Raw genomic sequence first — 23,341 nt, forward strand, 5'->3', positions numbered from 1 at the left:
ACAATTTATTTGAGGCCATGAATAAGCGGAGTAACGGATAACGAAGCCAGTTCCTGCGGCTCCGCTACCCGTTGTCCGTTTTATTTAGTCAGATGCAACCCTTCATGCGCTACTTCCATGGTTTCCACCGCTACTTCATTGGCGTCGGATTTCATATCGGTAACGGTCATTTTGCAGGGAAAGGCATTGGTAAGCGTCCAGTTCATGGCAGTTTGCCCTGTTTCGTCGAGCAAACTGATAACAATAGTGGAACGCTTGATAGTGTTCATTTTAATGAGATCGTAATTATCCCAAAGGGTGGTATCTCCTTTGAAGATGCCTTTCTTCAGGGTGATGTTATTGAACTTTGCGATACCGGGCATTTTTACCACGGAGTATACAGGATTACTGCCGCCACGGTATTCTATTACCTGTGTTTCAGAAGTGAGGCCTGTTACTTCCTGGAATATAATCTCTTTGCCGTCCCACATCACCTTGAAGGAAAACTTTACCATAGGCCAGGTGGCCTGTGATTGGGTGGAGCCGTCATCTGCCATAATTGTAAGTTTTAGAAGTTATTGAATAAATTTTTGTGCGGGTTATGATTGTTGCATTTGCTGCTGGAAGGTGATTACGATAAATTCTGCAGGGCGTGTGAGCGCTACTTTCACCGTGATCAGCATTTTACCATCCAGGATATCCTGTGGGGTCATAGTAGTGCCAATACCTACCTGTACATCAAAAGCCTGCTCCGGTGCGGCGCCGGCCAGCGCTCCCTGTTTCCACAGGTTTTGCAGGAAATTGTTGATCATGCTTTTTACAGTGATCCATGTAGTGGCATCGTTGGCTTCAAACACATAAGCGCGTGTGGCCAGTTTTACGGATTGCTCGATCATGATCAGCGTGCGCCTTACGTTGATGTAACGCCAGTCGAGGCTGTTGCCATCCAGTGTTCTTGCGCCCCATACCAGTGTGCCTATGCCTGCAAATGGCCTGATCACGTTGATGGATTTTCCCGCCATGATATCTACGTTGAGATTTTTTTGTTCTTCTCCGGAGATGTTAACGGTGGGAGCTGATACCATGCTTACAGACACATTGGCCGGTGCTTTCCATACGCCGCGTGAATTATCAACCAGCGTGTAAATGCCTGCCATAGCGCCGCTTGGCGGAAGCTCGTTCATCTGGGAACGTATTTCCTCCAGTATATGCACGTAGGTGGGGCTGGCGGCTTTGAGCGACTGGTGATAGTTCTTTTTGGTGTTACTATCTGGTGTGGCATTGGTTTTGAACTTGGTGATGATCTGTGCAGCTGCAGGTTCAGGTAACAGTTTCTCCAGGTCAACGCTGGCGTCAAGGTTTTCGAAATCTACTTCGTCGGGTTGCACAATGGTGGTTTTCAGCCATGGATGATAGGCCGCGCCGTAGTTGAGCGAATTTACACCAATCTGTTCCCGGAAGGTGCCTATCACATCTTCCAGTACATCAGCGGGTTTTTGTTTTACAAGATCAAAGATGCCGAAGCGGCTTTGCATGTCCGCACAGTGCTGCAGCACCTGTGTATACACCGAGGTATAGGCATCAGCCCCCAATGCAATGATGTCGGGGATTACAATGAGCGTGGGCTCCGCTTCCTTTTCCAGCAGGGTGAAAACATTAGGCTTGCTGTCAGACCCGATGAAGTCGTCGGCCGCAATGGTAAAGCCATCCGCCTGGCCGCCGTAGGTGCCCACCGAGAGGATGTAGCAAAGACTTCCGCTGTTACCAAAAAACAGCCTGATGCTGTTGTAGAAGTAAGCAGTGTTGTTGTCTTTGATCTGCACCACGGTAGGCTTACCGTTGATGTTAAAGGTTTCCTGCTTCACCTTGGGATCTGCATCCGCCAGTGTGAACTTAGGTTTGAACTCACTGCCAAAGTATTCCAGGTACTCCGCGAAAGAGGTGATCCTGGTAGGCTTGTGAACAAGGGATTTACCATTCCTTTCTGCTTTCTGCGTATAGCCTATAAATACAGGCACTGCAGTTTCCACAGCGGTAATGGAACTGGGGAACGCATTTTTCTCCTCAATATAAACCCCTGGGGTCATGAAGGTTGATGCCATATTAGGTGTTTTTTTGTTTAGTATAAAAATATTTCCGAGTACGTTTTACCATTGGTATACCATGATCTTCCTGCAGCAGATATCCTGTTGATCTCCGGTGAAGGGAGTGGAGAGATGATGACCTTGTGTTTGTTGTTGCTATCCGGTATCCTGTCTGCCAGTTTGAATATATCAGCACTTCTGTCTGAAAGCAGGATAGGGTCGTTGGATACCAGTACGGGAACCTGGTTCCTTTCCGGGAGCGCTGCCAGCAGCGGTTCGCTGAAACAGGATACACCGTTGTTGTTCAGTATCACCGGGTGAGCCAGTGCAGCCAGCTGTTCACTCATCAGGTAATAACACCAGTATGTGCTCCTTGTCTTAAAGTGTATCCCGTAATTGTCGAGCAGCGATTCATCCAGTGTCAGCACCAGTAGCCCGAATGGTTTTGTAAAGTATGTTTCCTGCAACTCATCTGCCCCGCGCAGGTCTGCTGCATCAGCATAGGCATGCCGGTGTAAAACGCCCGCGGCATTCGCGGCATCATTACCAAACATAAAACACTGTGTGGTAATATCACCTGTATCAATAGCTGTGTAGTTATAAAACAACGGATCTTTCAGCACTACTTCAAATACCAGTGTTATGTTACTGTTCAGCAGGTCGCTCCTGCTGCGCTTCCCGGCGCTCAGGGTATTATACAGCAACGTGAAGCCGGATGCCTGTTGTTTAAGCACCAGATCAGCATTCAGTAATTGTTTTCCGGTAGCAGCAGGTATGCGGATGCCAATGCCTTCATAGAATAGCGCCGGGAAAAAATCGTGACGGTAACGGATAGTAGTCAGTATTTCATATTGTTGTTTCATTCATATTTTTCAACTAGCTAAGGATAAGGTTATCTTGCCGGTAACATATCGCCGGCGGTGCCTGCAATAGCCGGCCTGTATTCTTTAATGATCGAATCGTCGAATGTAAGCATGCGCACTTTATACAATACGGATGGCATGTATTTCGCGCCCAGCGTGGCCCACATGTTGTTAAGCCTGTCTTGCCCCGGGCTTTCCAGTTCAAATGCGAGTTTGCTGATACCCGCATCCAGCGATGGAGTATTTTGCGCAGTAAAGGTGTTTTTTGATTGAAAGAATGCAACGGTGTATGAGAGGAATCTTAGCGCCTGCGCGTAGTTGCTGCTGCTGAAGTAGGCAGAGAATAACACATAGAGATTGATGGATACGGCTGCTGCTGAAGTGTTGTACATACCGGCGCCGTTGTTTGATACGGATGTTCTCGCTGTTTCTTTTTCAACATTGACAAGCGTTACAAGCATTTTGTTTTCTCCCTGTATGGCAATGGAACCGTCCTGGTTGACTATACCGGAGAGGATCATTTTATCTTCGTTGATCTGTAATTTTCGCTTCAGGCTATTGTTAATATCTTCTGTAACACAGCTAAGGGCTTCATAGATCATTGGAATTGTATTTAATTCTTACCGTGTGATGCGTACTGTCCTGTAAATTTTCCGGGCTGAAAGAGGTCCGTTATTTTGAGAATGATTTCGAGTTTTCAAGTTGATGTCACAATATAAATTCAAAAAAGCGATTTAAATATTTTTATTTGAAAAAATATTTTTCTATCTTTTATTTCTCTTAACCATCCTGATGAATCCCGCTCAAAAAATAACCGCCCTATTAATTGCATGCTTCATTTTTTTTCACTGCAACAAGACCGTATACGGCAGCAGCGCGGGTATGCATCGTTATTTCCAGGAATCGCCGGTTAAATTGCCAAAGCCTCCAAAGCCGCCACCAGTGCCTAAATTGCCGAAGCCTCCAAAGCTGCCGTCGGATACTTCTGTCAATACGAAACTTATACAACGAATTTTAAAAGCCTTCCGTTTCCGATATAATGCTCACGCGCGCGAGCGCGCACGCGTTTTATATATTATCAACCAAACTTTAACAGATTCACTGGTAGTTAGTAAGGACGACATACGAAAATTAAATGAAGCATTAACAAAAAAAGAGAACCAGCAGTTTGACTCGCTGATGGCATTGCTGAATCAGATTGCCGCAAGTCATGCTGATGAACCTGCCGGTTCACCAACGGATACCGCCGGTAAAAAAGCGGTACAGGAACCGGATAACCCGGTGCCCGGAACAGACCTCGACGCGCTGGTAGATAAGATGATGCCTATCCTGCAACAGAAAAGTGAAGAGCAGGATGCGGAGAATACAAAAGCCGCACACCTGAATACCGTGCGCTCACTATACGGGCGCCCGCCGGATCAGGTGGATACATTGAGGATGAGCGACAGCCTCGGGGCGCGTTACCTGGTGCGGCTTTCACAGAAAGTGAATGTAATGGGCATCCAGCCATACTGGATGGAACAGGATTATACTACCTACAATTTTAATGCGCTTAGTACCTATAGTTTTCTTGGTTACCTGGTAGACGGGCAAACCGGTCATATACAGCCAGCCTTTCAGCAGGACCAGGTGAAATCCATTCCTGATGCAGTATCGGCAGGATGCAACCTGCAGTTTCTTTTTCTGGATAAGAAAAGCAGTAACATACTTGCATTGCTGAAAAGTAAAAATGCACAGGCAGTATTTTCGGATAGCCTTGCCCGTTTGCTGGCACAACAGAAAGCAGATGGCGTTACTATTTATTTCCAGGCCTTACCGGATCATCAGCGTACTGCTTTCAGCAATTTTATCATTACGCTCTCCGGCGCATTGAAGAAAGCGAATGAAAATTTTAAGATCAATGTAGTGGTGCCGCCTTATGATCCTTCTTACAACTATGACCTGCGCGCACTGCATAGCTATGTGGATTTATTTGTCATTGATTTTACACAGGCCGGCGGAGAAACAGCCGGCCCGCTGGCGCCGTTGGATGGCAACCCTTCAAAGTCTTTGTCCGGCGCTATTTCCCGGTATCTGCAGGGCGACATTCCACCCTCGCAGGTTTCTCTCTTACTGCCTTACTATGGCGCTGTATGGAAAAAAGGAAGGGATGGCAACCCCGATGTTTTCAGCCGTTATGTTACTTACAGCGACATCCGTAAACAGTATCCTTCCGATACCGTTCCTATCTTCGATGAAACTACGGCCACGTTTTTTATAGAAGTAAAAGATCAGTATGGTACAGTGAAAGAAGAGATCTGGTTTGATGATGGCATCAGTATGTCTATGAAGTATGATTTTGTGCTGAAGAATAAACTGGGCGGTGTAGCCCTGTGGACCCTGGGCGCAGATAACGGTACCACCGACCTTTCTGATGCATTGGTCGACAAATTCGTGGTAACCGATACGCTTTTCCTGGACACGGTTTCCCTGTATCCACCCATCCCGAAAAATTTAACTTTCTGGCAGCGCGTAAAAAGAGAGCTGCGCATTTATGCTATCCTGTTCAGGGATCCATGCAGCGTAGATATATCACAATACGAAGGAGATACCTATTTCGTTTATTTCACCATTGGTTTCTTTGTTCTGTTTCTCATTGCCGGCGCTGCCTATTTTTATTTTGTAAAAACACAGGGAGACGACTGGAAATGGCGGAAGAAGCTGCTGATATTGTTGATCGCATTGATCCTGCTTACAGTGGTGAGCGGGTTCATGGCGCTTTTCCTCAACAAGGAGATGCCGTTTGTAGGTATCAGCAGTGTGCCCGGGGAATGCCACAGCGTACCGCTAACCAGTGTACTGGCTATACTGGGTATCGGGTTTGTGCTTGGATTGCTGATCATGCATTTTTTCCTTCAGCCATTTTTAAAGGATGATGATGTGCCTTAACTAAACAGTATGCTATGTCTAAAGATCATGGAAGTGCAACGCCTGTTCCGGGTAGTAAAGCTGTTGCCGGTAATGCCACCGGAAAGGGAGCTGCTCTTCCTGCGCCACAAACAACTGGTGTGGTACAGAAGAAAAGCAATCAAACCGGGTTGCCCGACAATCTGAAAACCGGCGTGGAGTCTTTATCCGGTTTTTCGCTGGATGATGTAAAAGTACATTATAACTCAGATAAGCCTTTCCAGATGCAGGCGCATGCTTATGCACAGGGAAGTGATATTCATATTGCCCCGGGCCAGGAACGTCATCTTCCCCATGAAGCATGGCATGTAGTACAGCAGAAACAGGGCCGGGTGCCTGTTACGCGGCAAATGAAATCCATTGCTGTCAATGATGACCATTCGCTGGAGCAGGAAGCTGATGTAATGGGAATGAAGGCGCTGCAAACAAGCCAGGGCGCCGCCCCGCTGCAGCGTGTGCCCGTTACCGGTAGTGTGGCGCAGCTGGCCAGGAGAACCGGTTTATTTGGCATGGAGGCAGAAGTAACAGATGGTTATTTTATTATCGGCGCAAAAAAAGGAAGCGAAGGACAAAACCTGATTGAAAGTGAAGATATCACATTGGAGGAATTTAAATTGGGAGAAATAGACGGTAAAATTGATGTAACACTCGACAATGAAGTAAAAGCTGATAATAGTGAAATTGCTTACCGGTTATATGTAATCGAGTTTGTACAAAAAGCGGTGGATTTCAAGATCGATAGTCCCCAGGAGTTAAAGAAGGTGGCGGAGGCATGGGTAAAGGCCGGGGAATTCTGGAGAGCATCAAACAAAAGTACGGATCTCTTAAAAGGAAAAGTACAACCGGATTGGTACGCGTTAAACCCGTTATGGAAAGGCGGACAATTCGATAGCGGCGATCAGCAGCCATATCCCGGCGTTAGCTCAAAAGTAGAGGGGATGGAAACAAAATTCGAGTTCGACTGGCGGCATCACGCATTTGAGAGTTACATCAATGTAAAGAAAGATGATCCTGAAGTATCTGTTCAGGCAACGGCAGGCAGTTCTCTCGGCGCCCTGGTAGAAAATTACATGATCACACACAATGTGCTCACGGAAGGAAAATTACCGGAAGGGTCAATCTGGTCGGGGCTTGATATAGAGAAACAACAGAGAGATGAAATTGAAAAGCCGGATTCCGCCGCGCTTGCAGGAATATTTTTTATCCTGAGAACTTATGTAAACGCCAGTATGGGAAGCGAACAAAAGCGATACGCAAAAGAGTATCTCGGGTTTATGAGCAGAACATCGCTGGATATGGCGTTTGCCCAGCTGAGCCCGAGAATGAAGGAGATGTTTATTAAAGAAGTGGCAGCATACATCTGGGGAAAACCGGATGGTTTGCTTGGCAGAACTATCCGCAAAGCGCCCACCGACAGGGTATTTACACCGGATACCAGGAAAGAGGAGCAGGCGCATAGTATCACCATTGAACAAATGCTGCTGAGTATGATCAATAAAAAGAAAGGGGATATAGAGCATTCCCTGGCGGAAGGAGAAGCAGGAGCTACCGGCGATGTGTTCTCTGAGAACAACCTGGCGGGCATCAGTGAAATTAATCCCGCAGCCCATGAAGCTATTGAAAAGTTTAAACTGCATGCTGCCAGCGAAATGATGAGCGGGGAAACGGGGCTGATATTTGAGAGCCGGTCGGCTATGAAAATGTCATTGTCCCAGATGCCGGAGATATTTGAAACTTTACTGACCTCCTTTCAGAAAATGGATGCTGCATACCATGAAATGGAGGCAAAAGTGCAGGAAGAAAGAAAACCGAAACCACAGCCACAACCCCGTCAGCCAACAGGGCCGCAGAAGAAAGACGAAAACTGCATAATGATGTGATGGCCCGGAGATCTTATAAGAAAAAAGGAGATGACCACCCGTCATCTCCTTTTTCTTATAACAAACATTATTACTTCTTATTCCACCATACCGGCTGACTGATATAAGTAGGGCTGCCTGCTGTAGGATCAGCGCTCAGCACCTGCTCACTGTTATAATTGATCTCATAACTGGGCACGGCAAAACGGCGTGGCCAGTCCGTTTGAGCAGGATAGTACAGGCTGTTCACATGCGCAGGACGTTTAAACCCTTTATAAACGCCTGTTGCCTCGTTATAATTTCCGGCTGCATCAGTACAGTAATTCAACCGGCGCAGGTCGGCCCAGTTTTCCGGGGAGTACGACAAGGCAATGTACTTCTGGATCATAATATGGCTGATGGTGAGCAGTGCCGGCGATTGCACCACGGAGCTGCTGTTCAGGAATGCGTCTATAGTGCCCGCAGGAATATCCATCAGCTCCATATGCGCCCGGATGCCCGCTTTGTAGGCAGTTAGCGCCTCTGTGTTCTTCGACTGTTTAATGAAGATCTCCGCTTCAATGAAACGTAATTCCGCATTGGTGAACAACAGGCCTTTAGCGCCCCTGCGGGTATACCAGGTGCCGGTAGACTGTATTCGGTCGGTAGCTGTTGGTGCATACGGCGTTTTCCGCAGGATCACGTAAACGGAGTCCTGGTTGGAAAATGTATTGTTATTAGCATTGTAAGTGTATGATAAAGGCCGGGTGTTGGTAAGCCCGGAAGTCATATCCACTGCCTGCGTGCGATGCATTACACCGTTCCTGTCCTGGGTGCTGGGAATGAGCAGGTCTATTCTCGGATCTTCCATATCAGTGGCTCCTTTAGGCGCGCCTGTATAATTGTTGGTGAGATAGTCCATATACAGCTTGGTGATCCTGGCAGTAGTGGATGTATTGGTATATTGCAGGGCTTCTTTGGCAGAGGAGGTTACTGTCGGTCCTTCATCTACATATTGCATCACGCTGCTTTGGTCTTTCGACTGTGCACCTTTTGATGCGGCATCCAGCACTGCCTGTGCGTTGAAGTTAGGTAATCCCGAAGTATGGTTCAGCAGGCGGGCCTTTAAGCCATAGGCCAGGCGTATCCATTTATCCGTGCTGCCGTTGTTGAGGATATCCCCCTTGGACAGTGGCGGCGCAGCAGGCCCCTGTGTTTTCTGAAGGTCGGCGATGGCTTCATCCAGCAGTGCCAGCACCTTTTCCTGGATGTAGGCGCCCTGGTCAAATTTAGGCGTGATGGTGGAGGGATCATCAAACTGATCATACGGCATCATGCCAAATACGTCTGATAGTGTGCCAAAGCCCCATGCTTTAATGATCTTGGCGGCGCCGATGTAGTGATAAGCCTGTACTTTTTCAGCGGCAGTGATCAGCGGTGTTACGTTCACGGCGGTATTTACATACCAGCATTGCCAGGGCCATTGTATATTGGTAGTGTTGGATACCCATGCCGTAAGATTGTAGTTACTGCCGCCGCTGGCGTATACAGTTGCCAGTTGTTGTGAAAGATAAGCGCAACGGGTGCCGGTGCTTTCGTATGCATCGCAGAACTGCGCAATGAGTGGAGGCAGCCGTTGCTCTGCAGTAGGTACGGTGGAATTGGCGCTATTGGGATTGTCGTTCACATCCACCCATTTCTTACAGGAGGCAAGGATAAACGACAGGCTGAGGAGCAAGAATATTTTTTTCATTTTCCGCACGTTTAGAATTTAAGATTTAAACCAATGGCAAACCCTGCTGTAGCAGGCACACCGCAATAATCGATACCGGAGGAACCGGAACCTATTACTCCTGCGCCGGCGGTGCTGGTTTCAGGATCCATACCGGAGTAGTTGGTAAACAGTACCAGGTTGGTACCTGTAGCGGTTACTGTGGCATCTCTTAGCCAGCGTGCCCCGCTAAGCCATGTTTTTGGAAGCGACCAGGAAAGGGAAACAGAGCGGAGCCTCATCCAGTTCACTTTCTCCAGGAAGAAAGGTGCATTCTTTATATATATGTCGCGATAGTATTTTTCGGAGGCTGTCACCGTTCTGGTTACCGGTTCAAATTTCCCGGTAGCGGGGTTTTTAGCTACGCCGGTAAAGGAAATTTCACTGTCCCTGTTCAAGGTCCGTTCACTCAAACCATAAGAGGTAAGAAGATAATCCGTGCCGTTATACACATCTCCGCCTACCCGGAAATCCCAGAGGAAAGAGAAGTTAAACTGCTTATAATTAAAACTGTTGTTTAATCCTCCCAGGAAATCAGGCTCACGGTCACCGATATACGTAGTAAGGGAAGTGGTGGTAATAGGATAGCCGGTATTCCAGTCGAGCATCAGGTTGCCGTTTTCATCCTTTTGCCAAACAGAACCGCTCACCCCCATAAACACGCCGTGGTCAAAGGATGCAGCCTGGCCCACCGCCAGGTGTACATCGGTTACATACAGGATAGGCAGGGAGCCTGGCAGGGATTTTACCACACCGTTGTTATGAGAAGCATTGAGCATGATGTCCCAGCTGAAATTTTTCCGCTTCACAGGTGTAGCGTTGATGGATATTTCAATACCCTTGTTTTCAATGGTACCGGTATTCACAGAACTGAGAATATAACCGGTAGCATTACTTACACGGGGTGTCAGGATCTGATCACGGCTGTTGGTAACATACCAGGTGAAGTCAAATCCCAGTCGCCCGTTCAGGAAACGCATTTCGGTACCAAACTCAGTGGAAGTGGTGGTTTCCGGTTTCAGGTTATCATTTCCTCTCGACCAGTAATTGCGGAAGCCACCGCCAATGGTGAGCTCAGGCCCGAACAGGTAGGTGTTGGTCTGGTACGTGGGCGCATCTTTTCCCACCTGCGCCCAGGAGGCGCGCAGCTTGCCAAAGCTCAGGATATTGTTCTTCGGTATCAGTTCTGTGAACACCAGGCTTCCGCTGAGGGAAGGATAAAAGAACGATTGGTTCTGAGAGGGAAGGGTGGAGGCGATGTCGTTACGCCCGGTGGCGCTCAGGAATACGATGTTCTTGTAAGACAACCGCAGGTCGCCATAGAAACCCGCCAGCCTTCTGCGGGAAATTCCCTGGATGATGTACTGGTTTTCCTTGGCAGCGTTGTTAATGCTGATAAAACTGGGTATGGTGAAATTTTCTGCACGGGCTGAGTTAGATTTCGTATAGGCATCTTCGGTAGTGGCTCCCAGCAAAAGGCTCGCGTCCCAGTCTTTATGAAACGTTTTATGGAAATTGAGCATCAGGTTCGAATTCACATAATTGTAGTTGCGGTCGGTTTCAGACAGCATGCCTTTTTGCCATCCTTCTTTTACACTGGAGCCGGGGGAAATTAAATTCCGCAGCTGTGTATAATAGTTATCAACTCCCAGCCGGTAAGTGGCGTCAAACCAACTCGTCACTTTTACATTTACATATGCAGAGCCTATAAAGCGGGTGGTCTTGTCTGTTTGCGGGTTGCGGTTAATGATCCAGTAAGGATTGTCGATATCGGTATCCAACGGGATATCGGGCAGCAGCCGGTGCTTGGAGCCATCGGCATTCAGCCATACTTTCATATCATCATTCCGTGGCCATGCTACTATACTTTCCATATAGCCTGATCCGCCGGAAGCCCATAAGCCGCTTCCTGTAAGCGTTTTCTGGGTTTCACTGCGGGCATAGGTAGCATTTATGCCAAAGGTGAAAATACCTATTTTCTGCTCACCGTTGAACCGCACGGTAGAACGGTTAAAGTCGGTAGAAGGTACTACGCCCGACTGGTTCAGGTTGGAACCGGACAGGTAGAAATTGCCATTGGCAGTACCTCCTGAAACGGTGAAGCTGTTATCGAACGCATTGGCCGTTTTGAAGAAATCCTTCATATTGTTGTAGATCTTATCACCCGGCTCAAATTTGTTTCCCCACGACAGCGGCGTCTGGTCCGTAAAGGTGCCGTTGTATTTGGAACCCTGCTTATAAACGCTTTGCTGTTTAGGCAGCCTGTTTACCCAGTTGGTAATATAACGGCTGGTAACAGAAGCGGCTATATTGCCGGCTGTACCTTTTTTGGTGGTGATAACAATAGCGCCGGCGGCAGCACGAAGGCCATAAAGCGCCGCTGCAGCAGGTCCTTTCAGTACGGAGATAGATTCTATATCCTCAGGGTTGATATCCATTGCACGGTTGCTATAGGTGGTGCTCTGGTTAATGGAGCCGTCGAATGCACTGTTATCGCCCTGCCCGGTGGAGTTGTCCATTGGCATACCATCAATGATGAAAAGCGGCTGGTTATTGCCTTCCAGCGAAGTGCCCCCGCGGATGATAATAGAGGCAGAAGCGCCCGGCGCACCCCCGGAGTTGGTGATGTTCAGCCCTGCAATTTTCCCGTTGAGGGAATTGACAAGGTTAGGGTCTTTGTTTTTCAGAAGCTCGGCCGACTTAATATCCTGTACCGAATAACCAAGCGCTTTCTTTTCTTTTTTGATCCCCATACCCGTTACAATCACCTGTTCAAGTGAGCTGGAGGAAGTGAGCATCTTCACATCAATAGTACTGTTGTTCCCTACAGGGATGTGCTGGCTTTCATAGCCAATGAAAGAGAACTCCAGGACATCGCCGGGATTCACCCCGATGCGGTAATGACCTTTTACATCCGTTTGAGTGTTACGATTGCTGCCTTTAATCCTGACGGTAACGCCTGGCAGCGGGTTACCATCGTCGGCCAACACAATGCCGGTAACGGGTTTGGGTTCCTGCGCATAAGCAGCGTTGGGCAACATTAGCAGTATCAGTGACAAGGTCACTAATAGCCGGAGAGGTTTTCTCATGTTCTGTTGTTTTAAATGAAACTGATATTTGGTTGAGTATTACACACGCGTGTTTAGATTTTCAGGTTGTTTACATGATCTTGAACGTTTGGTCGTGTTACAGGAACAGGTTCTATTTTGGTTGAGCTACTGTCGGGCAACTAAAAATGACGGTTTTCTCTAAGCATAAATACCATACTAAGATAAGCGCAAAAATGACTTGTAGGTAATATAATAGAGCTTTTTTTGAGATGGCTTTGGGGATAATTGTAAAAGAAACAGAGAGGGAAGAAAGGGAGTTGTAACGCAGAATTACCAGGGGAAAGGCTTACTGCCTGCGTTTAATCAATCATGTAAATTGTTTCTTCAGTTTGGCAAAGTATTCTTTAATAGCGGCAGCTTTATCTTTCTTTATTTTCTTTCCAAGTTCCCTGCGCGGGCAGTTCACATTGTATTTTGCGCCCCAGTCCATTATCTCGATGATGATGGGTAAGAGATCGATCCCCTTTTTGGTAAGACTGTAAATAAACTTGGACTTATTGGCAGGCGACACCTTCCTGGAAAGTATACCTTCCGCTTCCAGCACGCTCAGCCTGTTGGCCAGGATATTGGTCGCTATCTTTTCCTCCGATTCCAGGAACTCGCTGTAAGACAGTTTCCCCCTGAGCATGATGTCCCTTATTATGAGCAGCGACCATTTGTCACCAAAAACATCCAGGGAACAACTGATGGGGCAATCCGATCTTGTTTTATTCATAGGAAAAATTTAAAGTACTTGCAATTTACAATAACTTTCAGTATTTTCACTTGCAAAGTGCAATATCTTTTAATCCACTTTGCTGATCACAAAAATAAAAAAAATGGAAAACTCAACCTCAACCTCAACAAAGCAGCTCCTTGAAACCTATTACCACGGCTTTGCAAGAAAGGAAGGCTGGGAGTCTGTTATTGCTGATGATTTTACATTCATTGGCGGTAACATGACCAACCCGGAGCCCGCTGTAGGAAAAGCCGCTTATATTGAAGTGATAAAACGCTTCTCCCGCACCTTTCAATCCATGCGGGTAAAAGAAATGATCATCGATGGCAGCAACGCCTGCGTTACCGGCAATTATGATTTCATATTCCCCAACGGAGCAGCTATTAATGGTGATGTGGCGGAGATCTGGAAAGCAAAGGATGGCAAACTGATCTCCCTGAGGATCTTTTTTGATACGCTTACTTTTGATAAGAACATCCCCAAATAATTTCTGCCATGGCCTACAATGAAAAATTAGCAGAAAGGATACGGCAGGCCCTTGCTCATTTGCCGGGAGTGGAAGAGAAGAAAATGTTTGGCAGCCTGGCCTTTATGGTGAACGGTAAAATGTGCCTGGCAGCCGGTCCTGGCCGTATGATGTGCCGTATTGATCCGGGTATTCATGAAGAGGCGCTTAAAAAGAAAGGCAGCCAGACAGTAATAATGAAAGGACGTGCGTACAAAGGATTTATTTATGTAGATGATGAGTACCTTAAAACAAGGGCTGCTTTTGATTACTGGGTGAAACTGGCGCTTGGATTTAACGGGCAGGCCAGGGCTTCCGTTAAGAAATGATCCATTATTATTTATCATTGTTGTGACCCGCTTTCTTTTTCTAATATATACATCCCGTTAGGGGAACGGTATTGTAATGCCGGCGTTTTTGAATCTTTTTTCATCAAAACAACCTATCTTCCCACCCGATAAACAACCAGAATACGCATACATTAATTCAGATACCTGCCTGTTATGATATAATATTATAACTTGCAGCCTGTTTTCAGAACGATGCGCCCTTTAGTGTTCCACCATGAATATGTGCTCCTTTAAAGCCCTGCTGTTTGCGGGGGTACTTTTACTTTTTTGTTTGCCTGCACAGTCGCAGGGCTTAGTCTTCTCTTCCTTCGAGCAGGTACAGGAGAAGAGAACTTCACTCGTATTGAACGGCAGCGACCCGCTTTGCCTGGATGGGAGTTTCGGGTTGTCGTTCGACTTTAACTTCTTCCCCGACAGGAGCGTGTATTACGGCTACGTGGTAAGGCTCATCAATAACCATCATCAGAATATTGATCTAATTTATAATCACCGTAACCAGCAATTCAGTGTTGTTTTCGGAGATGTATATACACAGCTGGATTTCAGGATAGACAGTGCCCTGCTGTTCCACCAATGGAATACCTGCAGCCTGCAATATAACGGGCAGATGCTGTCGCTTACAGTGAACGGGAAAAATTCCGGGAATAAAAAAATAGTATTGAAAGACCAGTGCTTCCGCATATTTTTCGGGGCCTGCCAGCTGCATAGCTTTAAAACCAGCGATCTGCCGCCCATGCAGGTAAAAAGCATTGCGTTGTACCGCAATAATAAAATGGACGCCTTCTGGCCCCTGAATGAAATGGCCGGCGTTCGCGCGGAAGACAGTATCCGCGGCCGTGTGGCCAATGTGATCAATCCCGTTTGGGGCACGCCGCTGCACCAGCAATGGCAGCTGCTGAAGGTACTAACGGTGAAGGGTAATGGTAGTTATACCTTTGATCCTTCGGAAGAAGAATTATATATCGTGGCAGCCGATAGTATCCATCATTTCCTCCTGCGCGATCATTCCTCCAGGGCGGAAGCGCTGAGCCGGCAGGAATACCTGGCACCCGGTTATCAATCCATATACAACCCCGGTAACCGCACATTGTACAGCGTGCATATCGACCAGCAACAGCTGGCAGCATGGCAGCCCGCCACCCGCAGCTGGGACATCCCTTTTGATTCCACAGATATTACCCAGTACTGGCAAACCAATAAATTTATCCGCAAAAGCGACAACGCCCTGTATATACTCGGCGGCTACGGCCAGCTGAAATATAAAAATCTGGTACAACGCTTCTCTTTCAACACCCGCAAATGGGAAGAGGTAACCGTGCAGCAATCGGATTATAAACCAAGATATCTTTCCGCACTGGGCGCCACCGCAAGCGGGGATACCGCTTACCTGCTGGGCGGCTATGGCAGCGATAACGGGGAACAGATGCTGAGCCCCCGTTATTACTACGACCTGCTGCAATACGATGTAGCCAATAACCGTATCCGGAAAGTATATACCTTGCCGGAGCCTGCGGAGCCCTTCGTGTTTGCATCATCTATGGTGATTGATACCACTGATCAGAGTTATTATGCGCTGATGTTTCCGAACGACCGGTTCCGGTCGCGCTTACAGCTGATCAAAGGTTCCCTGTTGCGGCCGGAATACCAGCTGGCAGGCGACACCATTCCATACGCCTTCCTCGATAACCGCTCCGGCGCCGATCTGTATTATTGTCCCCGCAGCCAGCAGCTGCTGGCAGTTACGCAGATAGTGGACAGGGATAAATCGACCGAAGTACGCATTTACTCACTGGCCTTTCCGCCGGGACAGCTGGCATTGTCGGCAGCAGCGGGCGCCGGGTTTAGTTTAAAGTGGTGGTGGCTGCTGGCAGGGATAGTGCCGGCGGCTGTTGTTATATATTATTTATATAGACACCGGTTTAATAAGCCGTCCTTAACTGCAATTCCCGTAACGCCGGTACAAACAGAAGAAGTTCCTTCATTGCCGGTAGTGGCGCCGGCCGCCGTGCCGGAAGATGTAACGGCCGGTAAGGCCGCCCTGCTGCTGTTTGGCGAGTTCCAGGTACTGGATAAAGATAAGAATGCCTTAACGCAGCTGCTCTCACCGCTGCTGAAGGAAATGCTGCTGCTGATCGTGATCCATACTGCGTGGTCGGGCAAAGGCATCTCCTCTGAAAAATTATACGAGATCCTCTGGCATGATAAGTCCGAGAGAGATGCGCGGAATAACCGCTCCGTGAATATGGTAAAGCTGAAAGCCATTCTTGAAAAGTTGGGCAGCGGCGTTATTCTCCGGGAGGAAGGGCGCTGGAAGATCACGTATGACCCTGACCTCCTTTGGGTGGACCTCGCAGAATTCAGCCAGCTGGTAAAATCCGCTACCCCTGGTATGGAGCGGGTCCGGTTGCTGCTGAAAATAGTGAAGGAAGGTACCTTCCTGTTCCGCACCGATTACTCCTGGCTGGAAGACATCAAGTCAGACATTTCTTCAAAAGCCCTCGATGTATTGCTCGCAGAAATGAACGGGCTGCCTGCCAATGCTTCTCCCGAAATATTTATCGATATCGCTAACGCTATTTTTGTATTTGACCCTATCCATGAAGATGCGCTCCGCGCAAAATGTAAAAACCTGATCCGGCAGGGCAGACCCTCTATCGCCAAATCAGTGTATGAAAAATTTTATAAAGACTACCGCCATATGTATGGCGAAAACTTCCGCCTGAATTTCCAGGATATCATCTCCTGATCCCCGCTTACTGTCTTTTTAAAAAAAAACAGGGCGATTAATTGCGCATTAATACGTTCGTTAATGGATTTATTAGCGTGTAGCGCATTGATTTGCAATATGATTTTTTGAAGAAGCAATTTTCACAGCAAAGCGTTATGTTACCGGATTCCACGATCTGAAAGTCTCCCTGTCCTAACACATACTATCAGCGTAGCTCCCGCTTTACTGGAAATTAATTCCACGGTTCTGTATTTTAAACCATTAATTATCAATCAATTATGAGATTCTGCTTGCCAGTCTTGCTCCTGCTCTGTTGTACACAGGCAATGGCCCAGCGAACCCTTATCAAGGGTAAAGCCACGGACGACAAAAACAATCCGCTACCTGGGGTCAGTATCATGGTGAAAGACACCCGTAACGGCGTAGCCACCAATGAGGATGGCGTATTTTCCATTTATGTGGCCGACCCGAAAACCACCATTCTACGGGCTACTATGACGGGTTATGAAACAAAAGAAATGGCGCTGAACGGGAAAACCACCGTACAGTTTTTATTAATGCCTTCTCCCATCAACTTAAAAAATGTGGTGATTGCAGGCGCTATGGGCCTTAACCGGCAGGCAAAGTCAGTAGGCTATGCCACCCAGTCGGTAAACCCCAACAACCTCACGGAAGCACGTGACCTGAACATCGTAAATGGCCTTGCCGGTAAAGTGGCCGGCTTGCAGGTTACTACAACCGGGCAGCCGGGATCGTCCAGCCGCCTTATCCTGAGAGGGGAAAACTCCATGACACAAAACAACCAGCCCCTCTGGGTGGTAGATGGGGTGCCTATCAATAACGATATGGGCGATGGAAGGGATAACCTCGATTTTGGTAACGGCGCTGCCGATATCAACCCCGACGATGTGGAATCTATCCAGATCCTCCAGGGGCCCAACGCTGCCGCCCTTTATGGCTCCCGCGCCGCTAACGGCGCCGTGCTCATTGTTACCAAAAAAGGTAAGATCGGCGATGGCCTCGGCATCGCTGTCAACCAGAACACCCTGGTGAATTCTATCGCTGAATTCCCCGCTTACCAGAACGTATACGGGGAAGGCGGCAACGGGTATACTGTAGGCAATGGCAACAACATTGTTGCCGGCACCGATGCCGTTCGTATGGGGCTCAACGGATCTACCTGGGGAATGCCTATGCTGGGTCAGCCATATGACGACTTTAGCGGCAAAAGGGTAGAAGGCGGTTTCCTGCCGCAACCAGGCAATATCACTTCTCTCTATAAACCCAGCATCACAAACAGCTCCGGCATTTCCATCAACAAAGCAGATGAACAGTCGTCGTTCCGCTTGTCGTACATGTTCACCAACAGCGATGATGTGCTGAAAAACCAGAACATCATCAGGAAACACAACGTTTCCCTTAACGCCGGCCGTAAACTTGGGAAGTTCCTGAACGTGGAAGCAAGGGTAATGTATACCAACCAGGGCACAAAGAACCGCACCTACCGCAACCTGGATCCGTCCAGCCCTATGGCAGCCTATGTGTACATGCCCCGCAGCGTAAACATCAACTCCCTCTCTCCATGGGCAGATCCCTTTGGCAACTCCGTTACTTTCGGCGCAGTAGGCAGCGTGGAAAACCCGCTGTGGATGCTTTATGAAAATGAAAACGAGGATAAATCCAACCGCTTACTGGCGGGTATAACGGCCACGGCTAAACTGACCAGCCATCTCAGCTTCCGCCTAATGGCATCTTCAGATATAAAGATCGCCAGCTATTACCAGTATAAAGAGCTTGGAGGCCTCAGAACACCGAACGGGTTTTATTCAAACTCCAACCAGAACAACCAGATGTGGGACTATCAGGCTATGTTCATGTATAACAATAAGCTGAGCAAATCTTTTAGTCTTACTGCCAACCTGGGCGCGGAATACGTAAACAACAACAACCAGTTCAGGGGCGCCAGCATCGCTTCCCTGCTGGTGCATGATATGCCCAGCATCCAGAACAGCACTGCATTCCCTGCCGCTACGGAATCGCTTGTACGCTCTAATGTGCAATCGATTTACGGTAATGCTACCCTGGCTTTCCGCGATTTCCTTTTTATCGATATCACGGGACGTAACGACTGGTCGTCTACACTGCCTGTAAACAACAGCTCTTTCTTTTATCCTTCTGTGAGCGGTAGCTTTGTGTTCTCCAACTTCCTCCCGGAAAACAGTTTTATCAATTACGGAAAACTGAGGGCGTCGGTGGCACAGGTAGGCAACGCGGCTCCACCATTATCGCTGTACACTACCTATCCGTATGGGGGCCTGTTCCTGGGCAATCCTTACCTGAACTATGGAAATGGCAACCAGCTGAACAACCCTGAGCTGAAACCGGAAAAAACATTGTCGAGGGAAGCAGGCATAGAGCTGGCGTTGTTTAAAAGCCGCATCCAGCTCACTGCCAACGTATACCAATCCAACACCACCAACCAGATCATCCGTCCGCAGATCCCAACGGAAACGGGTTTCTCCACCCGGATCCTCAATGCAGGCGAAATGCAGAACAAGGGCGTGGAGCTGTCGCTGAACGCAGTGGCCCTGCAAACAAAAAAACTGAGATGGAATGTAATGGCCAACTGGTCTATGAACAGAAACAAGGTATTGTCGCTGGTACCGAACATCGACCGGCTTAGTTTAGGCACCAACCTTGGCGCCACCGTAAATGCCATTGTTGGCCAACAGTACGGCGTGCTTACCGGCAACGCGCCTTACAAGGTACGTGATACGCTTATCGTGAATCCTTCCAATGGAAGAACTATTCCTGATCCTAACGTAGTGTTGGGCAATTTCCACCCGGACTGGATAGGGTCACTGGGCTCCGCCTTTAAATACGGCGCCTTCGATTTATCTGTGCTCTTTACTGTGAAGTGGGGCGGTGTTATCTATTCCGCTTCCTATGGCCGCGCCAATTTTGCCGGTAACACGATTGCCAGCCTGTATGGCCGCGACGAGTTCCTGCTGAGCAATGTTATCCTCGGTGAAAATGACCAGGAAAGAATGGGGGTTGGTCAGGCTAACAGTAAAGGCAATACCGTGTACGGCGATGCCGACAGGCCCAAGGGCGCCCGTTACCAGGAAGCTTACTTTCCCCTGGTAGATGCTTCCGGTAAAAACATCCTTGATAAAGACGGCCGCATGATCCCCGGCAAAAAAAGCGGTATCTGGATGAATCCAACTACCTACAATTCCGACATGGTATTGAATAACACACCTGCCATCACTTTCAACGCATCCAATATCCGCCTGAGCGAGCTGATTTTCGGATATTCCTTACCGGCGAAGATCCTGAAAACAACACCGGTAAGATCTGCGCGCCTGGCGTTTGTAGGCCGCAACCTGTGGACCCTTTTCAAACACACGCCGCAGGGTATTGATCCGGAAGCAGCCAACACCACCGGTAATGCCCAGGGCATTGAGTCCGGCGGATCTTTCCCCTTTTCTATTTATGGATTTGACCTGAAAGTAACTTTTTAAATGTGTATCATGAAAGCAGTATATATCCTTTCTTTAATAACGATCATGTGCTGGGGATGCACCCGGGATTTTGAGAGCCTGAACACGGATCCCACACAGTTCAGCGAAGCCGCGCCGGAAGCAAGTATCCTGGCGGCTGTGAAAAATATGAACGCCCGTATGGCGGACTATAACACCAGTAAATACTGGGACCTGGGCCACCTGCTTTGCCAGCAGGCCAACAGGTACGATGTAACTGACGCCGGCCTGTGGCAAACATTTTACCAGGGCGTACTGGGTAATCTGAACCAGGTGGTGATCAATTACGGTAATGACTCGCTTTATAACAACCGTGTACAGGTGGCCCGTATCCTGCAGGCTTACGCCTATTCCATCATGGCGGGCAACTTCGGGCGCCGTGCCGCTGTACCAGGCGAACAACCCCGAGTACCTGTCGACCATCCTGTTTGAAAATGAAGATACCGTTTACAGCTATGTGCTTTCCACATTGAAGGATGCAGCATCCAGGATCCAGCTGAACGGCGACAAGCTCAAATATGATGCAGTATATAACGGCAACCTGCAAAACTGGATCAAGTTTGCCAATACCATGCGCCTGAAAATTGCGATCCGCACGCAAAGGAATATGGGGGCTGTGGCAAGACAGCATATCACGGAAGTAATGGCCAACGAATCGGCCACCATCAGCACCGAAGCGGAAACCGCGAAGATGAGCTTTGAAAATGTGAATAATAACGAGAACCCTTATTTCATTAAATACATTAAATCCAACCAGTACTTTCCATATGCGCCGGGCGCAACAGGGCAGGCGCCAAAAATGAGCGAGTTCCTGTTCACCGTGTTCCGGTCTTATAAAGATCCGCGTCTGAGCGTATATTACGACACCGTGCCTACGGCCAACCGTCTTATCTTAACAGATACGCTCAGCAGCACCGCAGATGATTCGCTGAGGGTAGTAACTTATCCTATCCCTTATCTTGGCCAGCCAAAAGCAGGTACCAAGCTGGCAGGATGGACCGCCCTTGCCGGTCAGCCGGACATAATAGGCGGTTCCAACATCAACAGCTATTCCAACGCCAATCCTGTCATCTACCAGGTGGGCCGGCCTATCATCATGCTTTCTTATGCAGAAGCATTGTTCCTGAAGGCGGAAGCCGCACAAATGGGGCTGGGCGGTAGTTTGAGCGCAGAGCAATACTACTACGCCGGTATAGACGCCAATTTCGCTTACTGGAATATCAGCACCGCTCTCCGCGATGAGTACAAAGGCCGGGATGGTATTAAATGGAATACCACCGGTATAGGGTTTAATAATTACCTGAGTCTTACCAACGCCAATATTGCCGCAGACCCGCTCACAAAAATATGGGTGCAGCGCTGGCTGAACTATTTCCCTGACGGCGGTTTCGACTGCTGGTGCCTGGAGCGGAGAACCCGCGTGTTCCGCCTGCCGCCGCATACCAATCCCGGTGGTAACTCTTCTTATTCTGCCAATCCAACTTATTCTGATGTACCGGGAAGAATGTCGTACCCGCTTTCCGTGGTGAACCTGAACCCGGTGGGCTACCAGAGCGCGCTGAAAGAACTGGGCGTAAGCCGTACAGACGATTATGATATTTACCAGCCATTGCATTTTGCAAAACCTTATACGGTGCCCGACTGGAACAGTGAGCCGGCTGCCTATGATTACCGCTTTATCCAGAAATGGTATGGCGCTACCATTCAGGAACTGGCTGCAGCTGCACAAAGGGATGGATTCAGATATGTGATCACCCAGACTTATCATCCTTAAAAACTGACATCATGAAACGTGTTAATATACTTCTGGCAACAGCCGCTTTCCTGTTGCTCAACGCCTGCAAAAAAGACCTCAGCGGTCCTTCTGTGGATGATAATATCCTCAACTACGAAATACCGGAGGTGCCGGTAACGGAGAACTACGTGGTGGGCGCATTCTATACATCTTTCGGTGGCTGGAACGCCAACATCAAAGAAGTGCCGGTAGTGGGAAAATACGGTATGCCCAATGGCGTGCTTACTGCCGGTGTGATGCCCAAACATATTGCCTATGGCGTAAAAGCAGGACTGGATTATTTCGTGTTCTCCTTCCGTTCTCCCAACAGGGACGCCAATAACTACAGGTCGGATTCCACGCTGATCCGCGGGTTTATTGACGCCGACGGGGAAGGCCAGATGAAATTTGCCATGTCGTATAATTTCAGCACCGGCACCTACGGCGGCCTCAGTGCCACTAATCCTATAGAAAAGGATAAGCTGAAACTGGCGCAGTTCTTCGACGACTTCCGCCGCATTGTGCCTTATATGAAAGATGCGCATTACATGAAGGTGGGCGATAAGCCCCTGCTGTATATCCAGAACGCACAAACGTTGTTTTCCGACAGCAACAAAGCCATTTATGATACGCTGAGAAGCCAGCTGAAAACATTGGGCGTGGAGCCTTACATAGTAGGCATGCAGGACCGCTGGACACCGCCCGCCCGTTATGAGATCCGCTTCAAAGGCTGTGTAGACGCCATCTATCACCAGTCGTTCAGCTCGCAGATCAACAACTGGGACAGGTGGTACCTGCTGCCGCAGATGATAGACCAGAACTGGAAATACTCAAAGGATTATTTTGAAAAGAATTTCGGAGCCGACTATGTGCCGAACATCACGCCGGCTTACAGCTGGAAGATCAACACACCTACCAGCACCAACCCCGAATACCCGCGTACGGATAGCGGCGCGTTGTTCATAAAACTGTGCAATGTGGCTAAGATGAATGCCAGTAATAAAACCCGGCTGATCATGATAGACGGCTGGAATAACTGGACGGAAGACATGCAGCTTGAACCGGCGGAAAGCTATGGGGAACGTTATCTCAATATTGTAAGAACACAATTTAAGAAGTAACCCACTGTAACA

General features: G+C 48.3%; 16 protein-coding genes. 9 read left to right on the forward strand and 7 right to left on the reverse strand.

Features of this window, described 5'->3' with window-relative positions; all coding sequences use genetic code 11:
• Positions 1-80: 80 nt before the first annotated feature.
• The 4 genes from ABIE50_RS16520 to ABIE50_RS16535 are packed head-to-tail and all read right to left on the reverse strand — an operon-like array spanning position 81 to position 3,528.
• The gene (locus ABIE50_RS16520) at positions 81-536 is read right to left on the reverse strand and encodes a phage tail protein (RefSeq protein WP_079467630.1); all 456 of its coding nucleotides are present in this window, start codon (positions 534-536) and stop codon (positions 81-83) included.
• A 42-nt stretch (positions 537-578) separates the two neighbouring features.
• Entirely contained in the window at positions 579-2,081 is a 1,503-nt protein-coding gene (locus ABIE50_RS16525) for a phage tail sheath family protein (protein WP_209857369.1), read from the reverse strand.
• Between the two features lie 17 nt (positions 2,082-2,098).
• Complete coding sequence (locus tag ABIE50_RS16530) at positions 2,099-2,926, reverse strand: hypothetical protein (protein ID WP_209857371.1); 828 nt, start codon at positions 2,924-2,926, stop codon at positions 2,099-2,101.
• 29 nt (positions 2,927-2,955) lie between these two features.
• The gene (locus ABIE50_RS16535; protein WP_142686686.1) at positions 2,956-3,528 is read right to left on the reverse strand and encodes a Pvc16 family protein; all 573 of its coding nucleotides are present in this window, start codon (positions 3,526-3,528) and stop codon (positions 2,956-2,958) included.
• A 280-nt stretch (positions 3,529-3,808) separates the two neighbouring features.
• Here ABIE50_RS16535 and ABIE50_RS16540 point away from each other — a divergent pair, with 280 nt between their 5' ends.
• On the forward strand, positions 3,809-5,854 hold the full coding sequence (locus ABIE50_RS16540) for a glycosyl hydrolase family 18 protein (RefSeq protein ID WP_209857373.1): 2,046 nt from the start codon (positions 3,809-3,811) through the stop codon (positions 5,852-5,854).
• 14 nt (positions 5,855-5,868) lie between these two features.
• On the forward strand, positions 5,869-7,752 hold the full coding sequence (locus ABIE50_RS16545) for an eCIS core domain-containing protein (protein WP_209857380.1): 1,884 nt from the start codon (positions 5,869-5,871) through the stop codon (positions 7,750-7,752).
• Positions 7,753-7,822: 70 nt separating this feature from the next.
• Here the strand turns inward: ABIE50_RS16545 and ABIE50_RS16550 are convergent, their stop codons facing one another.
• From ABIE50_RS16550 to ABIE50_RS16560, 3 genes are all read right to left on the reverse strand, one after another.
• On the reverse strand, positions 7,823-9,463 hold the full coding sequence (locus tag ABIE50_RS16550) for a SusD/RagB family nutrient-binding outer membrane lipoprotein (RefSeq protein WP_209857382.1): 1,641 nt from the start codon (positions 9,461-9,463) through the stop codon (positions 7,823-7,825).
• Positions 9,464-9,474: 11 nt separating this feature from the next.
• A complete protein-coding gene (locus ABIE50_RS16555; RefSeq protein WP_209857391.1) occupies positions 9,475-12,570 on the reverse strand; it encodes a SusC/RagA family TonB-linked outer membrane protein in 3,096 nt (1,031 codons plus the stop codon).
• 328 nt (positions 12,571-12,898) lie between these two features.
• Positions 12,899-13,306: a winged helix-turn-helix transcriptional regulator gene (locus tag ABIE50_RS16560; protein ID WP_209857393.1), complete on the reverse strand. Its 408-nt coding sequence runs from the start codon at positions 13,304-13,306 to the stop codon at positions 12,899-12,901.
• 103 nt (positions 13,307-13,409) lie between these two features.
• Between ABIE50_RS16560 and ABIE50_RS16565 the strand changes: the two genes are divergently transcribed.
• From ABIE50_RS16565 to ABIE50_RS16595, 7 genes are all read left to right on the forward strand, one after another.
• The gene (locus ABIE50_RS16565; protein WP_209857395.1) at positions 13,410-13,796 is read left to right on the forward strand and encodes a nuclear transport factor 2 family protein; all 387 of its coding nucleotides are present in this window, start codon (positions 13,410-13,412) and stop codon (positions 13,794-13,796) included.
• 8 nt (positions 13,797-13,804) lie between these two features.
• On the forward strand, positions 13,805-14,143 hold the full coding sequence (locus tag ABIE50_RS16570) for a TfoX/Sxy family protein (RefSeq protein ID WP_209857397.1): 339 nt from the start codon (positions 13,805-13,807) through the stop codon (positions 14,141-14,143).
• Between the two features lie 235 nt (positions 14,144-14,378).
• Positions 14,379-16,910, forward strand: a complete 2,532-nt coding sequence (locus ABIE50_RS16575) for a tRNA wybutosine-synthesizing protein 4 beta-propeller domain-containing protein (protein WP_209857398.1) — start codon at positions 14,379-14,381, stop codon at positions 16,908-16,910.
• A gap of 260 nt (positions 16,911-17,170) precedes the next feature.
• A complete protein-coding gene (locus ABIE50_RS16580) occupies positions 17,171-20,416 on the forward strand; it encodes a SusC/RagA family TonB-linked outer membrane protein (protein ID WP_209857406.1) in 3,246 nt (1,081 codons plus the stop codon).
• Positions 20,417-20,425: 9 nt separating this feature from the next.
• On the forward strand, positions 20,426-20,866 hold the full coding sequence (locus ABIE50_RS16585) for a SusD/RagB family nutrient-binding outer membrane lipoprotein (protein WP_354028046.1): 441 nt from the start codon (positions 20,426-20,428) through the stop codon (positions 20,864-20,866).
• Positions 20,814-22,208, forward strand: coding sequence for a SusD/RagB family nutrient-binding outer membrane lipoprotein (locus tag ABIE50_RS16590; RefSeq protein WP_354028289.1), 1,395 nt, complete (start codon positions 20,814-20,816; stop codon positions 22,206-22,208). Before ABIE50_RS16585 ends, ABIE50_RS16590 begins: the two co-directional genes overlap by 53 nt.
• 11 nt (positions 22,209-22,219) lie before the next feature.
• The gene (locus tag ABIE50_RS16595; protein WP_209857415.1) at positions 22,220-23,329 is read left to right on the forward strand and encodes a glycoside hydrolase family 99-like domain-containing protein; all 1,110 of its coding nucleotides are present in this window, start codon (positions 22,220-22,222) and stop codon (positions 23,327-23,329) included.
• Positions 23,330-23,341: the final 12 nt, after the last annotated feature.

It is taken from the genome of Chitinophaga sp. OAE865 (genome assembly GCF_040546735.1).
Taxonomy (GTDB): domain Bacteria; phylum Bacteroidota; class Bacteroidia; order Chitinophagales; family Chitinophagaceae; genus Chitinophaga; species Chitinophaga polysaccharea_A.